We start from the raw sequence: 18,736 nt of genomic DNA on the forward strand, positions 1-18,736 counted from the left end.
ACTCAGACCCGTATGGATGCGAGAGTCGACTCCACTTCGTCCGGGTCCAGGCGCACGGTGTCCTCCGGCTCAGGGGCCGTTTCCGGAGCTTCCTCGTCGTCGGTGTCGTCCTCGTTCGCAACGCCGGTGAGGTCCTCGTCCTCGAACGTGTCCTCGTCCCACAGGTCCATGCCGAGTGGGCCCTCTGCCGCATCAGGCTGGCCTCCGGGGACGGGTTCGTCCTTGCCGATGTCGAGTCCCTTCTCCGACAGTGCGGCGATCAGCTCCTCAACCTTGGTGCGGACGTCCTTGAGCTGGCCGGGGTCGGCGGTGGTGCTGCTGAATCGAGCGGTGGCGTCGGCCAGCGCTCCGACGACGGGCTGCACGACGCGGGCGTCGATGTCTTCGTCCGCGGTGGCGGCCCGGTGGGCGATGGCACCGTCGGGCACGACGATGGTGGCCAGTTCGACGGGCTGCGGCTTGTCGAGCGTGATGTCGCCCGTCGGCGTGACGGTGTACGGGATCGCGTAGTGGCTGCTGCGGCCCGGCTCCTCGCTGTTCACGGAGACGATGACGCGGTCCGGGTAGGTGCCTTCGATGCTCGTCCACGAATCGCCTCCCTGGTCGAGCAGTTCACGGACCGCGTCGCCAAGTCGGGTACGGAACTGTTCCTGCGACTCGGGCAGGGGCTGGGGGGACATCGCGAGGGCCTCCAGGCGGGCGGTGTGCTTGCTCTTGGCCTCAAGGACCGTGGCATGGGCTGACTTGTGCGCGACGCGCGGGAGCGTGCGGGCCGGGATCGACTTGTGCTCGATGGGCGGCAGTGCGCGGGCTGATCTCACCGCGGCGTGCGCGGACTTCTTCTCGGCGCCGCCGAGGGCCGCAAGCTGGTTCAAGACTCCGTCGGTGAACTCTTTGGACAAGGCGCTGACCGGCCTCTCGGGCGGGGCCTGTGGGAGGGCGGCGCCGGCCAGGAGCGCCCATGGAGCTTCACGGCACTCCAGGCGCAGGAGCGGCATGTCCGGAAGAGAGGTGATCGGCCACCAGGCGGTGACTTCCAGCGCGTCGCCCTTGGGGTCGTCGGGGTTAGCCACGCCGCGCTCGTCGTGCGGCCTGTTGATCGGCAGGGACTTCTCGGTGGGTACTACTGCGACGTAGCCGCGGTAGATGCCGGTCGGGGCTGTCCAGTGGCCAACGATGGAGGCGGTGCCGGGAAGCGTCGAGCCGGTCTCCTCCTGCCACTCGCGCAGCGCGGCCGCCAGGGAGTCCTCCCCCTCTTCCAGATGTCCGCCGGGGAACTCCCACGTCCCGGAGGCTGGATCGTCGTCGTCGAGGGCCCGTTGGATCATCAGGATGCGGGCGGTGTCGGCGGCTTTCACGACCAGGCCCGCGACCTTGACGGCGTCCTCGCTCTGCGCGGATGCGGCGATGTCGATTTCGACGTGAGAGGGCGTGGCCTTGTACTCAAGAGCGTCGTGGTCGGCTTGGCCGATGCCTGACTTCACTTCGAGGGAGCGGGTCAGGGGGTGGGCGCCGTGCAGGACGGGCGAGACCTCGAAGAGGTCCAGGTGGTGGATGACGCGTACGCCGTCGCTGCGCAGACTCGCGGCGGACTCTGCGACGCGGAAGCCGATGGAGAACGCGGCCTGCTTGTGCTGATGCCACTGTTTGACCTGCTCGTAGGCGTCGCGGCCCGCGCGCGTGCGCATGTTGTAGGCGACGGTGGCGACCAGGGCGCCGGCTTCGGCGGGCCAGTCGGGGATGCTCGCGAATCGCGGATCGCCGGGCAGCCACTCCTCGCATTCGAGAACGACTCCGACGGGGTCCTTCCACCCGTGGTGCCACACGGTTTTGACGGGCCGTGCGGCCAGGGTGCGGGCGAAGGCGCCGGGGACGATGAGGTCGTTGACCTCATCGACGACACCGGTGACGGCGTAGATTGCCCGGCTGGTGCCTCGCTGGAAGGTGCTGGGTACTGCGGATCTGGACGGTGGAGCGGCGGTCGGCACGGCGGGGATCCTCCGGCGGTGGACAGTGGGCCGCCGGGCACCGTGCCGTTCGCGTCTGCCTAGTGTCCTGTGCTGGCCGCCTGCTGCGCGGCTACGGACTCAGCCGCCGCGCGGGCCCTTCCCCACCCCATGGCCCAGTAGCGGTATCCGAACTGGGCCTCGGCGTCGCCGTTCCTGTCGTACGGGCACGCATCGTAGGGGTCGCCGTTGGCGAACGAAGCCTTCCCCTCATCGAGGAGTGCCTGGAAGGCTTGACGGTCGAGCTCCACTGTCTTCGCTCCTCTTACTGGCCTGCGAACATCTGGTCTTGGACACCGCGGTTGTCGGGCTGCTGCGGGCTGGCGGGCTCCTGCGAGGTGTCCGTGCCCTCTTCTTCGGGGCCGTGCGTGCGGGTCATCTGCGCGCCTTCGACGTCGGCCGCCCAGGCGTCGGCGTCGGTGTAGCGCCACACCTGGCTGGTGGAATCACGCAGCCATCCGGTCAGTGTGGCGTCCGGGGCCCGGTCGAGCCAAGCCTGTTCGCCGTCGACGCCCGTGTAGGCGGCGAACGCGGCCTCTGGGTCACTCTCGTCGCCCTCGCTGTACATGTCGCCGGCCCAGGGCCTGGCGTCGCCGTCCGGGGGCGGCGGGGCGTCTGGCTGCAGTTCGTCTCCGCCCTCCCCTTCGGGGGGTGCATCCGTGGCCGCCGGGTCGCTTCTGGTCTCTGCGCCGGGCGGTGAACTTGCAGCGGCTGCATCGGCCAGCTTGTCGGGCTCATCGTCCGCAGTCGGGTCCACGGGCGGGTTGCCGGCAGGGGCTGCGGGCAGCTCCCCGCCGGGGTTGCCCGATTCGAGGTTGCCCGGGGAGGTCCTCTCGGCGCCCGCGGTCTCTTCGTTCTCGTCGTCCCCGAACGGCTTACCGCCCTTGGGGTTGGGAAGGGCCTTGATGGCGAATCCGTATCTGGTCACGGGCGGAGAATGGGCATGCGGGACAGCTAGTGTCGCCACCACCATCAGAGCAAGATCAGCCTTGTCCAATTGGGCAAGAATGATCTTGGAACCCGTTCAGATGCCCGGCACCCGCGCCTGACTCGGTGCACTTCCGCTCTCCTCGATGACGTTGGTGTATTCGCGGAGCACCGCGAGAACGGAAGCCTCGTTGTCTCCCGCAACGGCCACCATGGGGCCGGTCGGTGACAGTGCAACTGTCGCCCCCTCGTGGAGCTTCACGAGCTCCGCGGCCCGGTACGACCCGACCACCGGGCGGGCGGCCCTCCCGGTGATCTGCACTGTGTAGGTCGCTGCATCGTCGAAAGCACCGGTGACGGTGAACACTGCTCTCCTTACCTGGTGGCCATCAGGCCCATGAGGAACGCACGCAAGTCGTCGTCCTGGTACCAGTCGCCGCTGAACATCGCCTGTATGGATCTTGCGAGACTGTCACCGGTCTCCGGTTGCGTCTGCTGGCGGCGCAGCAGGCGTTCCAGGGCACTCAGCTGCATCCGTCGGGCGCCCGGCCTGCCGGTGTGCGTCCTGGTGAAGAAGAACGCGCGCTGTGCGGCATCCAGATCACCGAAGTGCCGGGCGAGGTGCTGCGCCAGGGCGTACCCGGCAGTGCCCATGCCCGCGTCGGCCAGGTCGGCAACGGTGATCCGCTGCCCCTGTGGCTCGTAGCCGCCCTGGGCGCCGTTCACGGCCGTCACACGGCGCGCCACGGCCGTGTTGAGCCATGCGCGCGGGATGAGGCGCTGCACGCCCCGCACAGCCCGCTCCGCGTCCGGATCTGTGTCCGGGCCGAACACGAGAGCGGAGCTGCCCTCGGGGCCCATGTCCCGGATATCGGCCAGGGCCGCGGCCACGGCGTCGGGCACCGCGGCGGCATAACGGGTTCGCAGGTCCGCGTACTGCCGGCGAGCGGTCGACAACTCCGTACGGGCCGCGTCGATCTCGACCTCCAGATCCGGGTCGTCCGGAATGGTCGCGCCGCTGCGGGCCGCCTGCAGACCGACCAGGCGCCGCTCGCTGGTGGCCACGTAGTCGTCCGCGTCCTGCAGCGTGGCGTGCGGATCGTCGCCGAAGTCGTCGCCGAGTGCGGCGGACAGACGACTGGTCACGTCCTGGTCGACGTCACGGCCGGCTGCCCGCAGAGCCGCCATGTGGCGAAGCGCGGTCAGGCCGGGGCCGCCGTCGGCCGCCCGGTCCGGCGTCCACTGGACACGGTCGGACCGGTCCGGGAGATGACCGGCTGCGAGCTGCCCCCACGTGGTCGGGCGCCAGAGGGTGACGCGCCGCTGCGCCTGACCGAAGCGGCCCGGCTCCGGCATCAGGCCAGCCCAGTGAGAGATCCGGGCGGCCAGCGTCTGGCCGTCAGCGTCCGGCAGGTTCACTGCGCGGTGCAGGCGGGCAAGGCGTCGAGCTTCCGGCCACTGCCGGACACGGCGGACCATGCGGCCGAGGAACGCCCGCAGGCGGGCCAGCCGCTCCCGTGCACCTTGGTACTTCTCTGCGATCTTCTGGGCGCTCGCCTTCACCAGTTCCGAGAGCCGCTTGGCCATGCGGATGAGGAGAGCCACGATCCGGGCGAGGAGGCCCGGCTGCCGTCCTGCGTCCGGGGACGCTGCGGCAACCCGGGCCGCGATCCGACGCGCGGTCGACTGCCGGGACCCTGCCATCTGCTGGGTGAGGATGCGGGTGATCCGTTCGGCGTCGCCAGGGTCCACTCCTGCGGCCCGGAGCTGCCGCAGAAGCGCCTTCACTGCGTCGCCGGCGTGGCCGGTGACCGTCCGGTTGACGGCCGGGTCGGCGCCGGGGGGCGCTGCCGGGGGCCTCGTGGCGACCTGGTTGGGGATGAGGCGCAGCAAGTCCCGTGCGCGGGCCGCCAGTTCCTCGTTGCTCTCGCCTGGGAGCGGTTCGAGGTCGTTGATGGTGCGCAGGGCTGCCCGCACGGTCTCCGCGTGGACCCGCTCGCGGGTTTCCCGCAGGCGGCGCCGGGCGGCGCCCCGGTCTCGGCCGGTGATGCCTGCGGCGTCCAGCGCGGCGAGCCCGTCGTTGCGAGTTGTCTGGCGGGCACTATTCAGGGCGTCGTCCGTGAGGTGCTCGGCGATCTGCTCGCGCAGGGCGTGGATATCGGCGGGCGGCTCCGTTCCTGCGACGGCTTCGTCGATGATGCGGGCGGCGAGGGTGCGGGCGTGGTCGCTGACCATCCGGTCGATGTCGGGCTGCGACGTCTGATTCGGGTCGCGGGGCGTTCCGACCGGCGGGAGGGCCGGGGTGGGCCGGTTGCGGTCGTAGACGTTCACGGCGCGGCCGTTGTGCAGGCCGAAGTCGTGAACGTTGCCGTCCTCGTCGATGCCGGTGAGCTGCATCCACCATCCGCTGTGCTGCGGTTCGCTGATGAGTGTCAGCCGGTGGTGGCCGTTGAGCTGGTAGCCGGTCCGGCTCACGGGTGCGTCGATGACGTCACCGATACGCAGGCCTCCCGGGCGAATCCGGGCAACGGGGGCCGTGGGCTCATCCGGAGCGCTGGGAGCACTCGGGGCGGAAGTGTCCGGGGTGGTGTCGTCGGCGTCGGGTGGGGTGACGGGGTCCGGCTCGGCCTCGGGAAGCTGCCATACGGGCATCGCTCCGTGGACGAGTCGGCGCCGCCACTGCTGGTTTTCGTCCTCCAGGAGGAAGCTGCGCACGCCCCCGGGGCCGTCTTCGGCATCGATGACACGGAAGGTGCGCAGTTGGTCACTTTGGCGCTCGTCGGGCATCGCGATCAGGTCGCCGTCGCTGACCTGAGCGGCGTTCGACGGACGGGGCCGGTCGAGGCCCGCGGGCGGGTTCCGGCCCGCCGCGCGGTCGAGGTGGTCCGCAGCTCGCAGAGCGGCACGTCCCTCGGACGTGGAGGGGTCTGCCGTGGCCCGCAGTTGCGAGGCGAGCGCGATGGCCTGCTCCGGGGTGACGGGAAGGTCCGAGGTGATCCGGACTGCTGCCTGGTGGGCATCCGGGTTGTCGTCCGGCCCGTCGGCCTGGTCGTCGATGACGGTCCGGTCTCCCATGGTCAGGCCGGGGTCGATGGTCGGCCCGGTCACTGGATCCACGACATGCGGCGCCGGGTGCACGACCAAGTCGTCGTCCGGCTCGGGGGCGTCGTCCGCACCGAGGTTCGGGGCGCCCCCGTCTGCACCCTGAGCGCGCGGGAGGATCGCGCGGGCGTCGACGTTGATTTCTCCGATCTCGCCCGTGGTGGTATCGGCGTACTGCAGCGTGACGCGGTCTCCGTCCCGGTCGGGTGGACTGGTGATGGCGACGGTGGCGAGTTTGCCGTCGAGGTCCAGGAGCACGACGTCGCCGTCCTTGAGATCCGAGGCCGCCGGCTCGTCGAGAGCGGCAACCGGGGCCACCGCGGGGACGTCGTCGCGGACTTCCCCGGTGATGCGGAGATCTCCGGCGCTGCGCGTGATGGAACCGTCGGCGGTGATGACGGTGACGTTGTCGCCTTCGACGGTGTCGACGGGGCCCAGGAGCGCGCCGTCGGTGTCGCTGACGATGTGCTGCGTGGTCACGCGCTGCCCGGAGGGGGTCCAGCCGTCGGGGCGCTGGCTGTCGGTGACGGTGAGCGTGGTCGGCGACAGCGACGGCGTGTCGTCGCCGTTCGACCAGCGCACCGCCGCGGTGGTGTCGGTGGCGCCGGTGACAGTGCCCTCACGGTCGTTGGGGCCGGTGACGGTGCTGCCGGGGAACAGGCCGCGGCCGTGGCGGTCTGCCGGAATCTGGTTCGGCAGGTCACCGGAGCGGAGCGAGGCCTGGGCGCCACTGACCGGCGACCCAGGCGCGAGGTTGTCTGGTGCTTCAGCGCGGGCCGCGGTGGCCTTGGCGGACGTGTAGACGTTCGCGGCCGCGCCGGTTCCGTCGGAGTTCTCGGTGACCCAGGTTCGCCATTCGTACTGAGTGCGGCCGCGGCGGGTCACTTCCACGCGTACGGGCGGGGTGTAGACGTACCCCGCGCGCTGGATCGGCCTGCCCTTCTTGGTGGTGCCGTCCATGCGGACCATGTCGCCGGGCACCAAGTCCTCGACCCGGGCCCAGTGCGCGGGCCGGCCGCCGATCGGTTCCGGCTCCGGCTCCGGGGCGGGCTCGGCCGGGGGTCGCGGGGTGTCCTCCGGGGTGTTCACGGGCTCGTCCGGCGCTGGGGGCTCGGGGGACGGCGGGATGTTGGTGGTCTGCTCCTCGTCGTCACCACGGGGCCGCTCGACGTCGTTGTCCGGATCGCCGAGAGCGTCGAGGATGCGGTCCGCCCAGAAGGAGCGCCTGCCCAGTTCGGACATCTCGTCGCGCTGCTTCTGGTTCCGCTTGGAACCGTCCAGAGCCTGGCGCAGCCATGTGAAGTCATCGCGCGCCTGCACCAGGTCCTGACGGAGGTCCCCGCTCGGGGAACGCCGGTCACGGAACGCGTCGACCGTGTCCTTGAGCCGCTCGTAGCGGGCGCTGGTCTCCGGGGCGTTCCGTAGAGCCTGCGGGAGCTCCGGAAGATCATTCTGGATACTTGCCAGGTTCGCCCTGACGGTGTCCCATACGTCGTCGCTCGGGTTCGCCGGGTCCGCGGTGCCGTCCTGCAGCGCGCGGACAACGAGGTTGGCGACGGCCGTGTCACGGCTCCGCGAACGGCTGTGCCGGTCCACACCCAGGCCGAAGAAGGGACGCGCGTCCCATACCGGCGACTCATCGGATCTGGGTTGGCGCAGGCTGGAGATTGAGCCGATCTGCTGGCCGTTGAACCACACGGACTCGGAGTCGCCCATCCCGCTGGGACGGATCTCGGCCCGGTCGGCAAACGCTTGCATCTGGTCGCGGCCGCCGAAGCGGAACCCGGCGTCCTCCTCGCTCTCGACGCGCAGGGCGTTAAACGGCGGGGCGGGGGTGACGTCGGCGGCCGTGACGGTGCCATCGTCGACCGGCTCACCGGTCTCGGCGGCACGCCGCTGCTCCTCCTGGTGCTCCTGCAGATCGATGCGCGCGGCGTCGCGGCGCTTCTGCTTGTACTGGTTGAACGTCAGGCGGCCGCCGTTGGCGTCAAACCACTCCTGCAGTTCCTCGCTGGCGTACTCCTTCCACCGGTCGCGCGATGACAGGCTGCCGCCGGAGAACAGGGTCCGCTCGTCGACGGTGTCGTCGTACTTGTACCTGCGATCGACGAAGTATCCATTCGTTGCTTCGATCGCGGCCAGGTAGCGGGCCTCGTCGATGTCAGCGAACTCGGCCTGCAGCACACGGTCGGCTTCGCGCTGCCGGTACGACGCGTACGTCATCCGGCCGTTGCTGTTCCACCACTCGCGCAGTTCGTCCGACGCCAGTTCCTCGGACCGCTTGTTGGTGAACTTGCGGTGGGAGAACAAGTCGCGTGGGTCGACGCCTTCGGCTTCGGCCTCGGGGCTGAGCATGCGCCCACCGGTGACTTGCAGCGCGGCCTGGTAGCGCTCCTCGTCGAGGGCGTCGAACTCGCGGCGCAGGTTTCCCGGGGTGGCTGGGGTGGGCTGCGTGACCGTCGCACCGCCCTGGTTCAGCGCTTCGTCCATGGCGCGGCTGCGACTCTCCGTCTCCTCGGCATTCGCGGGCGGAGTCTCCGGCGCGGCCGCACGGACCCGCGCGTCGACGAAGTTGTCGCGGCGGTCCATCTCCGCCATCACGCGCTGCTGGTCCTCCGGGCCGAGTCCCTGGCTGAATGCGGCGTCCAGTTCCTCGCTGCTCAAGGTGGTGAGGTCCTCGGGCAGTGTGAACCCGCCGACCCGCTCACGCTCGTAGTCGTCGCGTACCGCGTTCAGTGCGCCGGGAAGGTTGCGGCCCTCTCCGTCACGCCACTGCGTGATGCTGCTGGGGCCCCACGGCCGGTTCCAGTCGAAGGGGTCGCCGTTGGCATCGGTGATTTCCTCGAACCGGGCGGCGAGTGCCCGGACTTCCTCGGGATCGCTGGCGGACAGGGTGATGCCGGGCAGGTTCGTGCCGTTGCGGGCCTGGGCGAAGCGCCACAGGGGGGTGCCGTCGACCTGCGGCTCCGGCCACATGACGAGCCCGCCCTCGGGTGACAGAGTGAGACCTTCCCGGTCCGCGGCCTCGGCAAGGAGAGCGCGCCGTTCGGGGGTGTCCTCGGCCGGGGTGAGTCCCTCGCCGGTCTTCCAGGCGTTGCGCAGGGATTCGATATCGGCGTGCCGACGAGACGACCGGCCCCGGCCGCTGTCGCCCACTCCACCGTTTCCACCAGTGCCGTTGTCGCCACTCCCGCCGGTCGTGTCCGGCGCGTCGAGTTCCGGAACCCGAAGGTGCGGCAGGCCAGGGCCTCCGGGGCGGCCCCCGTCGGGGCCGCCGTTGCCGCCACCGCGGTTACTGCGACGCCGACGCTCCCGCTGGTCCTCATCGTCTTCCTCGTCCGGGTCCGGACGGTCCTGTTCGTCGTCGGATCGGTTGCCGGGGCCGTCGTCGTTGCCACCCGGGCCACTGCCATCTCCGGGAGCTTCGGGCGTGCCCGCACCCCCGCCATCAGGCCCGCCTACCGGGTCGGGCGCCCCGCCGTCGCCGTCCTCGCCCTCTGGGGTGCTGGTGGTGTCGTCCTGGTTGTCGTCGGACTCGCCGTCGGGGCTGTTGCTGTCGTCGGTCTGGTCCTCGTCGTCACCGCGGCGTTCACCGCGGTCGTCCTGCTCGCCGCGGGCAACGCGCGCAGCGCGACGGAACCGGTCGGCAGCGAGTTCACCCTGCGGTCCGGCGAGTTCGTACTGCTCGGCGAGCGCGTCCATGCGGTCCGCGATGTCGCGGAGCTCGGCGTCCCGGTCCTCGGCGGAGTCGACGCGGTCGAGACGGTCGTTGAGTTCCTGCATCTCCGGCAGTGAGTCGCCGCCCACGGCGTTCATGCCCTCGCCGAACAGGTCCTGCGCCCGGCTGCTTCGGACGTCGCGCTCCGGTTCAGGGGCGACAGTGGACGGCCCCTCGATGCTCCCCTGCTGGAAGTCCGAATACCGAAGGTCCCGCTCGGCCTTCATACGGGCTGCGGTGGCCCACGACCTGGTCCTGCGCGTCTCGTACGGCAGCTCAAGGTCCGGGTCGTCGAACTGACCCTCAATCCATGCGGCCTCGTCGCGGATCTGGCGGAGGTCGCTCTGTAGATCGTCCGTCTCGGCCCTGCTGACGCGCTGGATGACGTCCTGCAGACGCTGGATGCGCTCCGGGTCCTGTAGGCCGTCCCTGTTCTGCAGCGTGGAGATGTCGTCGCCGATGTCGGCCATGCGGGCACGGAGTTCGTGGTGCCATGCTGGGGTCGGCTCCGGCCGTGTGCGGTCGCTGGCCCACGCGAACGTGTCGTCGGGGCCGTCCAGGAAGAGGGGCGAGCCCCACGCGTGCGAGCCGTCGAAGTTGGAGAACCTCACGATCGCCGTGCCGTCGTCCCTGCGCTCCACCCTATGGACACGAACCGGCTCGCCCCAGCCCTCGGGGTACGGCCTGCCATTCTGGTCGGTGCGCATACGCGGCACGCGGATGATGTCGTTCTCGGCGACGTCGGCGCGGTCACCAAGAACCCACCCGTTGGGGGTCTCGCTGCGGGCCTGTTCCTGCCGGTCGCTTCGGTCAGCGTTCTGCTGGCTGACGTCGACATTGCGGACGAGCGCGGCCACCGCGTCGGCGCGGCTGGGGTGGAAGTCGGGAGACCTGTGCCCTTCGGCGTTGGTGTACTCCCACTTGCGGGCGAGTTGGCTGACGGTGCCAGCGTCCTCGCCGTCGACGGTCACCGGATACGAGCCGTCGGCGTTGCGCTTGCCGATCTCGGCCCGCGCTAGTGCTTCCGCCCTCTCCTGCTTCTCCTTTTCCCGCTTCTCCCGATCCTTGCGGGCGCTCTCGCGCTTACGGCGCTCCTCCCACAGGTGCCCCCGGCGGTTGCCGACGGGCGAGAGCGCGAGCATGAGGTTGCCTTGTGTCCGCGGGCCTTCCCCGGTGCTCGCGACGTGCCGGTCCTGCCACGCCTGCAGTTCCTCAAGCTCGGCGCTGATGTCGTCGTCGGTCATGTCCGCCGGTGACGTGTCCCGGATTGGCGCGTCGGGCGCCGTGGCATCGTCGGAAGCGTCCGTGTCGTCGGTCTGCCCGTTGGCGATCAGGTCCGGGGTGCCGAACTCGTCTGTGGGCCGCGGAGTGTCCGAGTCGGCGGCCGGGGCGGGGGTCTCGTCCTGGCCGAAGTCCTCGGGGCGCATCTGCTGCCAGGGCATGCCGCCGCCGGCGTCGCTGCGTTCACGGTCGGGCACCGTGCCGGGCTTGGACGTGCCGTACGAGGCGTGGGCGCGACCGATTTCGAGCGTGACGTCTTCGTCGCCGCGGCGGCCGGAGAGCAGGACCTGGCCCAGGTCTCCCCGGCTGATCTCGGATACCTCAAGTGGCTCCGACCAGCCGGTGACGATGCTGCGGCCGGTGCTCTCCATGCGGCCCAGCTCGGGCACGCGGATGGTGTCTCCCGCCCGGACGTCGTCCCACGCGGAGTGCTTCCACCCCTCTCCGGCACGGTCGTTGCGGATATTGGTGATCCTGTGGAGGGCGGTTATGGCGACCGCGCGCGTCGGATACGTCTCAGTGGAGGGCAGGCGGCCGTCGCGGTCGACGATGCGCCACTTCCCCTTTTTCTCCGGATAGACGATGCCCAGGGGGGTACCGTCGCGGCCTTGGACCTGCTCCGCCTTCCTCTCAGCGAGCCGCTCCGGTTGCCGCACGAGGAGGGACTGGCTACGGCGCTCACTCTCGTTGCGGCGGCGCTCCCATTCGAGCTCGGCCTGCCGGTCGGTGAGGGCCTGAATACGACCGCTGACCTGTCGGCGTACGGCCCGTGCTGACGGGTCGTTGCCCTCGGGCAGAGCGGCGCCGCGAAGCTGGGCCAGCTCCTCCGCGATCCGCTCGTCGTGCATCTGCTTCGGGTCGGTGGTTCCCGGGCGGGGCGTGCCGTCGTCTTCCGGGGCGTCGAACATGGTTCGGATCTGGTCGCCGCGGCGCCGAGCAAGGACACGGTTGTACGCCATGGAACCGCGGGACTGTAGGCGCAGGTTTTTCGGGCCGAGCGAGTCGACTGTGTCCCACTGACGACCGATCCATACCTCGTCGCCGGGCTGGAAGTCGGTGACCGCCCAGGTGCCCGCGGGGGCAAAGTGCTGATCCTTGATCTGTTCGAGCTGCTCCTCGGTGAGCTCCGGCTTCGCGGCGTTTGACTCTGTCGGTTCCTGGTAGGCGAGGTTCTGCTCGTCCAGCCATTTCTTGAGCTGGCGGACCTTCTCCGTGCGGCGGGACAGCGTCGTGTTGCTCTGCAGGTAGAAGAACCGCGGTTGCGTCCTGTTCCTGCTGGGCTTGAAGCCCATCCGTTGCAGCGCCTCGAACTCGGTGTCGCTGACCATGCCGTTCGGCGTGGGGAAGCGGACGGTGGTCCCGGTGCCGCTGTGGTCGATGACAATCTGGTCCGAGGCCGCGGCGGGCTCGTCACCCGTCGGAGTGTCGGTGTTGCGCGAGGCATCTGCAGCGTCCGGTGCGGGGGTCTCCTCCGGTGCGGCGGTCTCCTCGTCGGCGGCCGACGTCGTCTCGCCTTCCGGCACGTTAGGGGACGGGTCGTCGCCCTCCGGCGTGTCCGTGCTTGTGGTGTTGCCGCCGGGGCCGTTTGTTTTGGGTACCTCGGGGGCGGTCTCGTCCGGGTACAGCACCCGCATCTCGGTGTCCGGGGCAAGGAAGTGCTGCTGTCCGTCCTCCGTCACGACCAGGACCCGGCCACGGCCCGTACGTACCGGCTTCTGCGCCACGGTGTGCGTGCGCCGGTCGGCGTCGACGAACCGATCCCCTTGCTGCAGGTCGATGGGTGCGCGGATCTGCGGCGGCCGCAGGTTGCTGGTGTCTCGGCCCTCGGCGGCCGCGAACATGTCGGGCGTGCCGGTCGCGTCGGCCGGCTGGTCGTCCGGGTTGTTGAAGTCGGCGGCCTGTCGCTGCTCCTCCTCCTGGCCTCCGACATCGAACATGCCGTCGGGCTCAGCTACGGGCTTCGCCTTCGGCTTCGGGTCCTCCTTCGGCTTGCGGCCCGCACGGCGGGCCTCCTCCGCCTCCAGGACCCGCAGCCGGGTGCGGTCGACGCCTGACAGTTCCCCGCCGTTGGCCATCTCCGCCTCCAATAGGGAGACGATCTCGTCGCGGATCTCCGGATCGTTCATCGCGGATGGGGCCTTGGCGGCGCGCGCGGCGGCCGCGGGCGCGTTGACCTCATCAGGGCTCAACCTGACTTCAGGGTCATCCGGGCTCGGGGTGCCGTCGTCAGCCGCAGCTGGCGCGGCATCCAGCCGCCAGGGACGGAACCCGTCCATACTCCGCAGATCGTCCGCCGGGAACGTCTCGGACCGTCCCAGCGGCGCGTCGCTGTTCAACGGTTCCTTACGCCCGTTGACCGTGCCGTCGTCGTTCCCGCTGACAACGATGAACGTCTCGCCCTGCGGGCTACGTACCGGCTCGCCGACACCGAAACGTCCACCGACGTCACGGCTGACACCCTGCGGCGTCCGGTAGTACGTGATGCTGCCGTTCTCGTCGGTCTCCTCACGTAAACGCGGGTCGTACGACTCGGTCCCGCCCGACGGGGCTGAACCGGAAGACTGTTCTCCGGCGTCGCCGGGGTTGTTGGCCTCGGCTTCTCGCCTCTTCTTGTTCTCCGTAATCGCCCGGGAGTCGGCCTCGAACCGGTCGGCGTTTTCGTCCAGGCGCTCCTCAAGGCGGTGCAGCGCCTGGAGCATGCCGCGGTCCAGGCCGTCGGTGTCCAACTCGTCGATGGCGGCGAGTGCCCCACGCATGGCCTGGCTGTTCCGGCGGTATCCCTCAGCGCCCTTGGGCTCGTCCGTGACGTTCTGCAAGTGCTGTACCAGGGCGCGGAATGCCTCGGGCGCGCCGTCCGGCCACTGCTTATCGGTGAGTTCGTTGGCTGCGGCCCAGTCCTTGAGGACGGCCGCAGCCGCGCCCTTGGCGTCAGCGCTGTTGGCGTGCTGCTCCATTCGGTTCGTGCTGCGCTGTACGTCCTCCGGGCGGCGGCGGGCCCTCGGGATGATGTTCATCATGTCGCCGGTGTCCGCGCCGAATTGGTGGACCTCACGGCGACCACCGAGATGGCGGGTGGTGAAGGTCCGCCCCTCGGGGTACCGGTTGACGTCCGTGATGACGTGGCCGAACTCGCCGCCCGCGACGACGTCGCCGACACGGACGCGGTCAGCACGGACCGGCTCAGGGACGTAGTCGTCGGCGTGGCCCGACACCGCCACCTGGCCTGGAAGGCTCCGAAGACGCACGCTGTCGCCCGACGTCATGATTGTGCCGTCCGGGGTGGTCAGGGTGGCGTCCAGCAGGGGCGCCCACCTGCTCTCGTCGTAGGTGGAGGCGAGCGTGCCCTCGACGGTGACCGTCTTCGGCTTGTCCTGATCCCGGGTGCTGGACGGCCATTCGACGTTGCTGCTGGCCACGGTGACCTTGATGTGGTCACCGGGCTTGAGGTCCCCGCGGCTGACGGTCGCCACGGTGTTGCTGTCGGTGGGCGGGGCCGCGGGGGCGGGCCGGGCGGCGTCGAACTCTTGGCGGGTCCGCTTGATGGCGGCCGGGATGTTTTCGCCCTTGCTGGACTTCCAGGATCCGGCGGTCTTGTCAGCGTCAGGGTCGGAGAAGTCGAACGGTGCGCCGTTCGGGCCATCGGTACGAGTGGTGGCCTCAAGGTGGTCGGCGAACTGGGCGGCTTCTTGCGGGCTGTCGAAGTCTCCGGCGAGGCCCATGCGCTGTCCGGTGCCGGCCGATGACAAGTACCAGCGGTGCGTCTCGTCGTCGCGGAGGACGACCAGGCGGCCGCTGTTGCTGGTCTGCAGGTCGTCGTCGTTCGCGACGGACCGCAGGAATTTTGACATGTCCGGGTTCTGGCCGGGCCGGTCGGCGAGCTGCGTGAAGTGCTGGCGGACCGCCGCAGTGTCGGTGAATCGGGCGCCGGCCGCGTGCTGCCGGTTGGGCAGAGCAGCGGTGTTGACGGGGTGGCGGCCGTCGGCGGGCTCGTCCTGGTCGTCATCGTCGTCGGGGCCGTCGCCGTCTTCGTCGTTGCCGATGGGGCGGCCCTGGTCGTCGCTGTCGTGCGGGTCGTTGGGGGTGCTCGGGTCGCCGTCGTCGTCTCGGGCCACGCCGTTGCCGCGGCGTGGGTCCTGGAGGCGCTTCTCGTCCTCCGCGACGACCTTGTCCTCGTTCTCAGTGGGCGCGGAGCCGTCGGGGCGGGCGACCATGGACACCCACTTGGCGCTAGTGGTGTGCCTGCGTCCCGTGAATTCGCCGGGTGTGGTCTGGTCCTGGACGAGGATGCGGTCGTTGGGAAGTGCGCGGACTACGCGCGCGAGCTTGCCGCCCCACAGGCGGACCGTGCCGCCTGTCTCGATGAACCGGCCCTTTGAGTCGCGCGGGTGCAGCGCGGGGTTCCACTTGCGGCGGGCGGCTTTGACCTCTAGACCGTCACTCAGGTCCTGCGACTCAGCGGGGCGATTCAGCATGCCGCGGACCATGCACACCGCGGGTGCTTAGCGTCGCGCGCTACCCACTACGGGCTGTCTCCGGCCGCACCCTTGGCCTCCGAGCTCGCATCTGGCTATCGGGGCCCGTGGGCCGATCACATCGTCTCGGTGAGGATGTGGAGCAGGAACCACACCGCGCCTCCCGCGATGGCCACCGTGAACACTGCCCGCCCGGCTTTCGACTTGCGGATACGAAAGAGACCTCGCGTGTTCTCGCTCAGGGTGTCGCCATCCTTCCTGTTGAGTAGGGCGATGGACTCGTAGACGACGAAGAACAGGGCCCAGCCGCCCCACAGGACTGCGCTGGTGTTTCTGCGTATGAATCTGATCAGGCGGTTCATGGGACTCCTTGGCGGTGAGAGCGGGGCGAGGGGGTGCTGGCTTAGTCGTCGGTGTCGTAGTGCAGGCGGCAACGGCAGTTGATGGTGAGGGCGATCGGGGCGAAGGGGTCGCCGGGGTAGCGGAGCTGGAATCCGTCGGCGGTGTACGGCGTGCCGACTGACAGCGTTGTGCCGTGCAGCGCCTTGTGCGCGGGCCGTACACGGTCGTCCTGGCGTGTGATCCACGTCCGGACGATGTCCGGGCCTGCGGACTCCGCCGCAGCGTCCGCAGCCCCGTTGATGGTGGACACCGCGCACGTCTCGGCGACCCGGGCAACCAGGGCGGGCACGGCCGAGTTGTAGAAGCCGCCGACGGTGTGCACGAGGGACTCAAGGTCGAGGTCCGGCGCGTTCTGGGTGTCGCGCAGGACGTCGGCCAGTTCGCTGAGGAAGGTGGTCACGGCGTCGCCGGCGTACGCCGCGATGATCAGGGCCGCCGCGATGGCGGCCGCGGGCACCGTGTCGGTGCCGGTGAGGGTCTGGCCCAGCTTGCGGGCGGTACGGGTGGCTGCCCGCTGCAGGAGAGGGGCGAGAGCGTTGGTGGTCTCCTCCGCCCAGCGTGCGGCGGAAACGATGCGATCCTCGTCGAGGTTCGCATCACCGCCGCGGGTGTCGTTGTCGTATTCGGGCTCCCAGAAACGGGTGTGCTTGCGGACTTTCGGGGCGCGGATCCGCGCGGCTATGACGCCCTCCTGCTTGGCCAGGAGGGCGATGAGGGCCTCCTCCACGGCTTCGGCCAGGTCGTCATAGTCGTCGTCGGTGACCTCGAAACCCTGCCCGGTGAGGGCCTTCGTCTCGGGCTGGCGGGCAGTCTCGACGTCTTCGTGCGCCGGGCCGGTCTGCTGCTCAATGGCGGGGCTGATGCGGGCGCTTGCGACGTCGGCCGCTGCATCCCCGGAGGGTGCTTCGGCGATCGTTGAGCGGGCAGCCGCGACAGCGTCCGCCGCGGTGGCGCCCTGCCCGGCGGGCAGTTCGAGGGGCGCCTGGCCGCGGGCGGCAGTGACGTCGTCCGTAGCGCTCGGGCCCGGTTCCAGTGCTCGGGCTGCTTCGACCGACGTGGCGGCGGACTCGTCCCCGCCGATCGCGGGCGGAGCCAACCCGGGTCCCAGGCCCGTTCCTTCGCCTGCACCGGGCGGTGGCTCGGCGAGCCCAAGCTCGATAGCGTCCTGCTTCGTGGCCGGGATGGGTGCCTTCTGCGGGTTGATCCACAAGGCGCGGGTCTGCGGCACGTTGAACGGGCGGCGGCCGGCGATTTCCCGGTACTCGTCGACGGTGATCAGGCCCGCAGAGAACTCTTCGCGGGCCTCCTCACGGGCCTGACGGCGCGGGAATTCCAGGGCCTGCACGCCGCTGGTGTCGAACCGGATCTCCCAGTCGTCGGGCAGGTCGGGGTCGAACGCCGACGCGATGAGCTTGAGGTGGGGCAGCTCGGTGTGCGCCCAGAAATTCCACTCTTCGCGGTCGGCGTTGTTGAACGTCCGCTCGGAGGCGTTGCCGATGATGCTCTCGTACACACCGAACGCAGAGAGGATCTCGTTTTTCGCGACGCTGGAGAGCGTCTCGTACGCCATCTCGCGGGGCCGCGCGGAGGTGTCGACGTAGGACACGCCTCCGGGGCCGGTCCCGACGAGGGTGAGCTGACCGGCGTTGTGGGCGCCCGGGGCGAGGCGCTTCTGGAGCCGGTCGACCTCGCCCGAGTCGACGCCATCGAGGTCGATGCCGATGACGCCGCCGGGGCGGCCATCGTTGTCGATGAAACTGATGTTGTAGGTGCGGGCCTTGATGTCCAGGTCGACCGACAGGCCTGCGGCCTCCAGCGGGGTGACGCCACAGAAGGGGTCGGTCGGGTGTGGATCCCGTAGCCAGATGACGTTCTTCGACTTGAGCTCCCGGATGTGCCCGGCGTAGTCCGTGAACTCGAAGTGCTTGACGTAGCTTGCGTTCTCGTCGTCCGGAATGATCTGGACGCGGTCTGGTGGCAGCAGGTCGAGCCGGGTCAGCACGCCCCCGCGGCTGAACGTCTTCTCGATGAACACGCCCTTCTTCGACAGAAGGAGCTGCGCAGACAGGCGCTTTTTGAAGACGTCACCGGTCTCCAAGGGGTTGGCTTTCTTGTTCAGCAGACGCAGGATCGGATGGTCCTCTAGGACTTCTGCGAACTCCCGCTCGTCACCGCCGCGGCCGATCTGGATCGGAAGGGTGGAGGTGTGCTTGCTGATCGCCTCAACTGATTTGAAGGTCCAGATTGAGCGCTCATAGCCCTCGGCGATGACGCGTTCCATGTCCCAGCCGTCAGCGCGGCCTGGAGTGCCCCAGACGTTGGTGACACCGGCGTACGACATCGACGTGTAGACGCCGCCACCGGCCAGTAGGTCTTTGGTCTCTATTGGCGCAGGGGCTGCGGGCGCGGTTGTCCTTGGGACGAGCAGACCGCGCAGTGCGGGGAAGAGTCGGCGGGGCATCAAGCCCCCTCAGCTGCGGGCTCACGGCTGGAAAGCCACAGGCCGACAAGAACCGCCGTGAGAGCAACGCAGAGGAAACCGAGGGGGAGGTACAGGGCGAAGGCGCAGCCGGCCAGTCCTGCGAAGGCGACACCGCAGGTTGCGTAACGCAGCCTGGGAGCCCACCGGGGCGCGTCCGGCTCCGGCTTGGTCAAGGTCCCCGCAACGAGTAGACCGGCCATGGTTGCGGATAGGCCGAGGAGCAGGTGGATCATGCCCAGCGCGATGAGGACGCCGAGCGTGCCGAACGCGGTGAGGATCAGGCCGGCTGCTTCGCGGGCGAGCGCCCAGGAGGTTCGCTGAGTAGTCACGCCGCGCACCTTGGACA

The 18,736-nt window shown here is 69.7% G+C and carries 8 protein-coding genes; all 8 read right to left on the bottom strand.

Annotation, left to right across the window (positions count from 1 at the left end; translation table 11 throughout):
- Positions 1 to 2: 2 nt before the first annotated feature.
- The 8 genes from ACFWXQ_RS34720 to ACFWXQ_RS34755 all read right to left on the bottom strand — a co-directional run bounded on the left by ACFWXQ_RS34720 (position 3) and on the right by ACFWXQ_RS34755 (position 18,719).
- Complete coding sequence (locus tag ACFWXQ_RS34720; protein WP_383943357.1) at positions 3 to 1,988, bottom strand: NUDIX domain-containing protein; 1,986 nt, start codon at positions 1,986 to 1,988, stop codon at positions 3 to 5.
- A gap of 59 nt (positions 1,989 to 2,047) precedes the next feature.
- Positions 2,048 to 2,257, bottom strand: a complete 210-nt coding sequence (locus tag ACFWXQ_RS34725) for a hypothetical protein (protein WP_359843143.1) — start codon at positions 2,255 to 2,257, stop codon at positions 2,048 to 2,050.
- Positions 2,258 to 2,271: 14 nt separating this feature from the next.
- Complete coding sequence (locus tag ACFWXQ_RS34730; RefSeq protein WP_383943354.1) at positions 2,272 to 2,934, bottom strand: hypothetical protein; 663 nt, start codon at positions 2,932 to 2,934, stop codon at positions 2,272 to 2,274.
- Between the two features lie 96 nt (positions 2,935 to 3,030).
- The gene (locus ACFWXQ_RS34735) at positions 3,031 to 3,300 is read right to left on the bottom strand and encodes a hypothetical protein (protein WP_383943351.1); all 270 of its coding nucleotides are present in this window, start codon (positions 3,298 to 3,300) and stop codon (positions 3,031 to 3,033) included.
- An 8-nt stretch (positions 3,301 to 3,308) separates the two neighbouring features.
- Positions 3,309 to 15,506 carry a hypothetical protein gene (locus tag ACFWXQ_RS34740; RefSeq protein ID WP_386269959.1) on the bottom strand — a complete coding sequence of 4,066 codons (12,198 nt, stop codon included), beginning with the start codon at positions 15,504 to 15,506 and terminating at the stop codon, positions 3,309 to 3,311.
- Between the two features lie 116 nt (positions 15,507 to 15,622).
- Positions 15,623 to 15,868 (bottom strand): hypothetical protein, encoded by a 246-nt coding sequence (locus ACFWXQ_RS34745; RefSeq protein WP_383944914.1) that lies wholly within the window; start codon positions 15,866 to 15,868, stop codon positions 15,623 to 15,625.
- Between the two features lie 41 nt (positions 15,869 to 15,909).
- Complete coding sequence (locus tag ACFWXQ_RS34750) at positions 15,910 to 18,369, bottom strand: phage portal protein (protein WP_383944916.1); 2,460 nt, start codon at positions 18,367 to 18,369, stop codon at positions 15,910 to 15,912.
- Positions 18,369 to 18,719 (bottom strand): hypothetical protein, encoded by a 351-nt coding sequence (locus ACFWXQ_RS34755; protein WP_383944919.1) that lies wholly within the window; start codon positions 18,717 to 18,719, stop codon positions 18,369 to 18,371. The genes ACFWXQ_RS34750 and ACFWXQ_RS34755 overlap by 1 nt, the downstream gene beginning before the upstream one ends.
- Between the last annotated feature and the right edge of the window lie 17 nt (positions 18,720 to 18,736).

It is taken from the genome of Streptomyces sp. NPDC058697, assembly GCF_042715345.1.
GTDB classification, from domain to species: domain Bacteria; phylum Actinomycetota; class Actinomycetes; order Streptomycetales; family Streptomycetaceae; genus Streptomyces; species Streptomyces liliifuscus.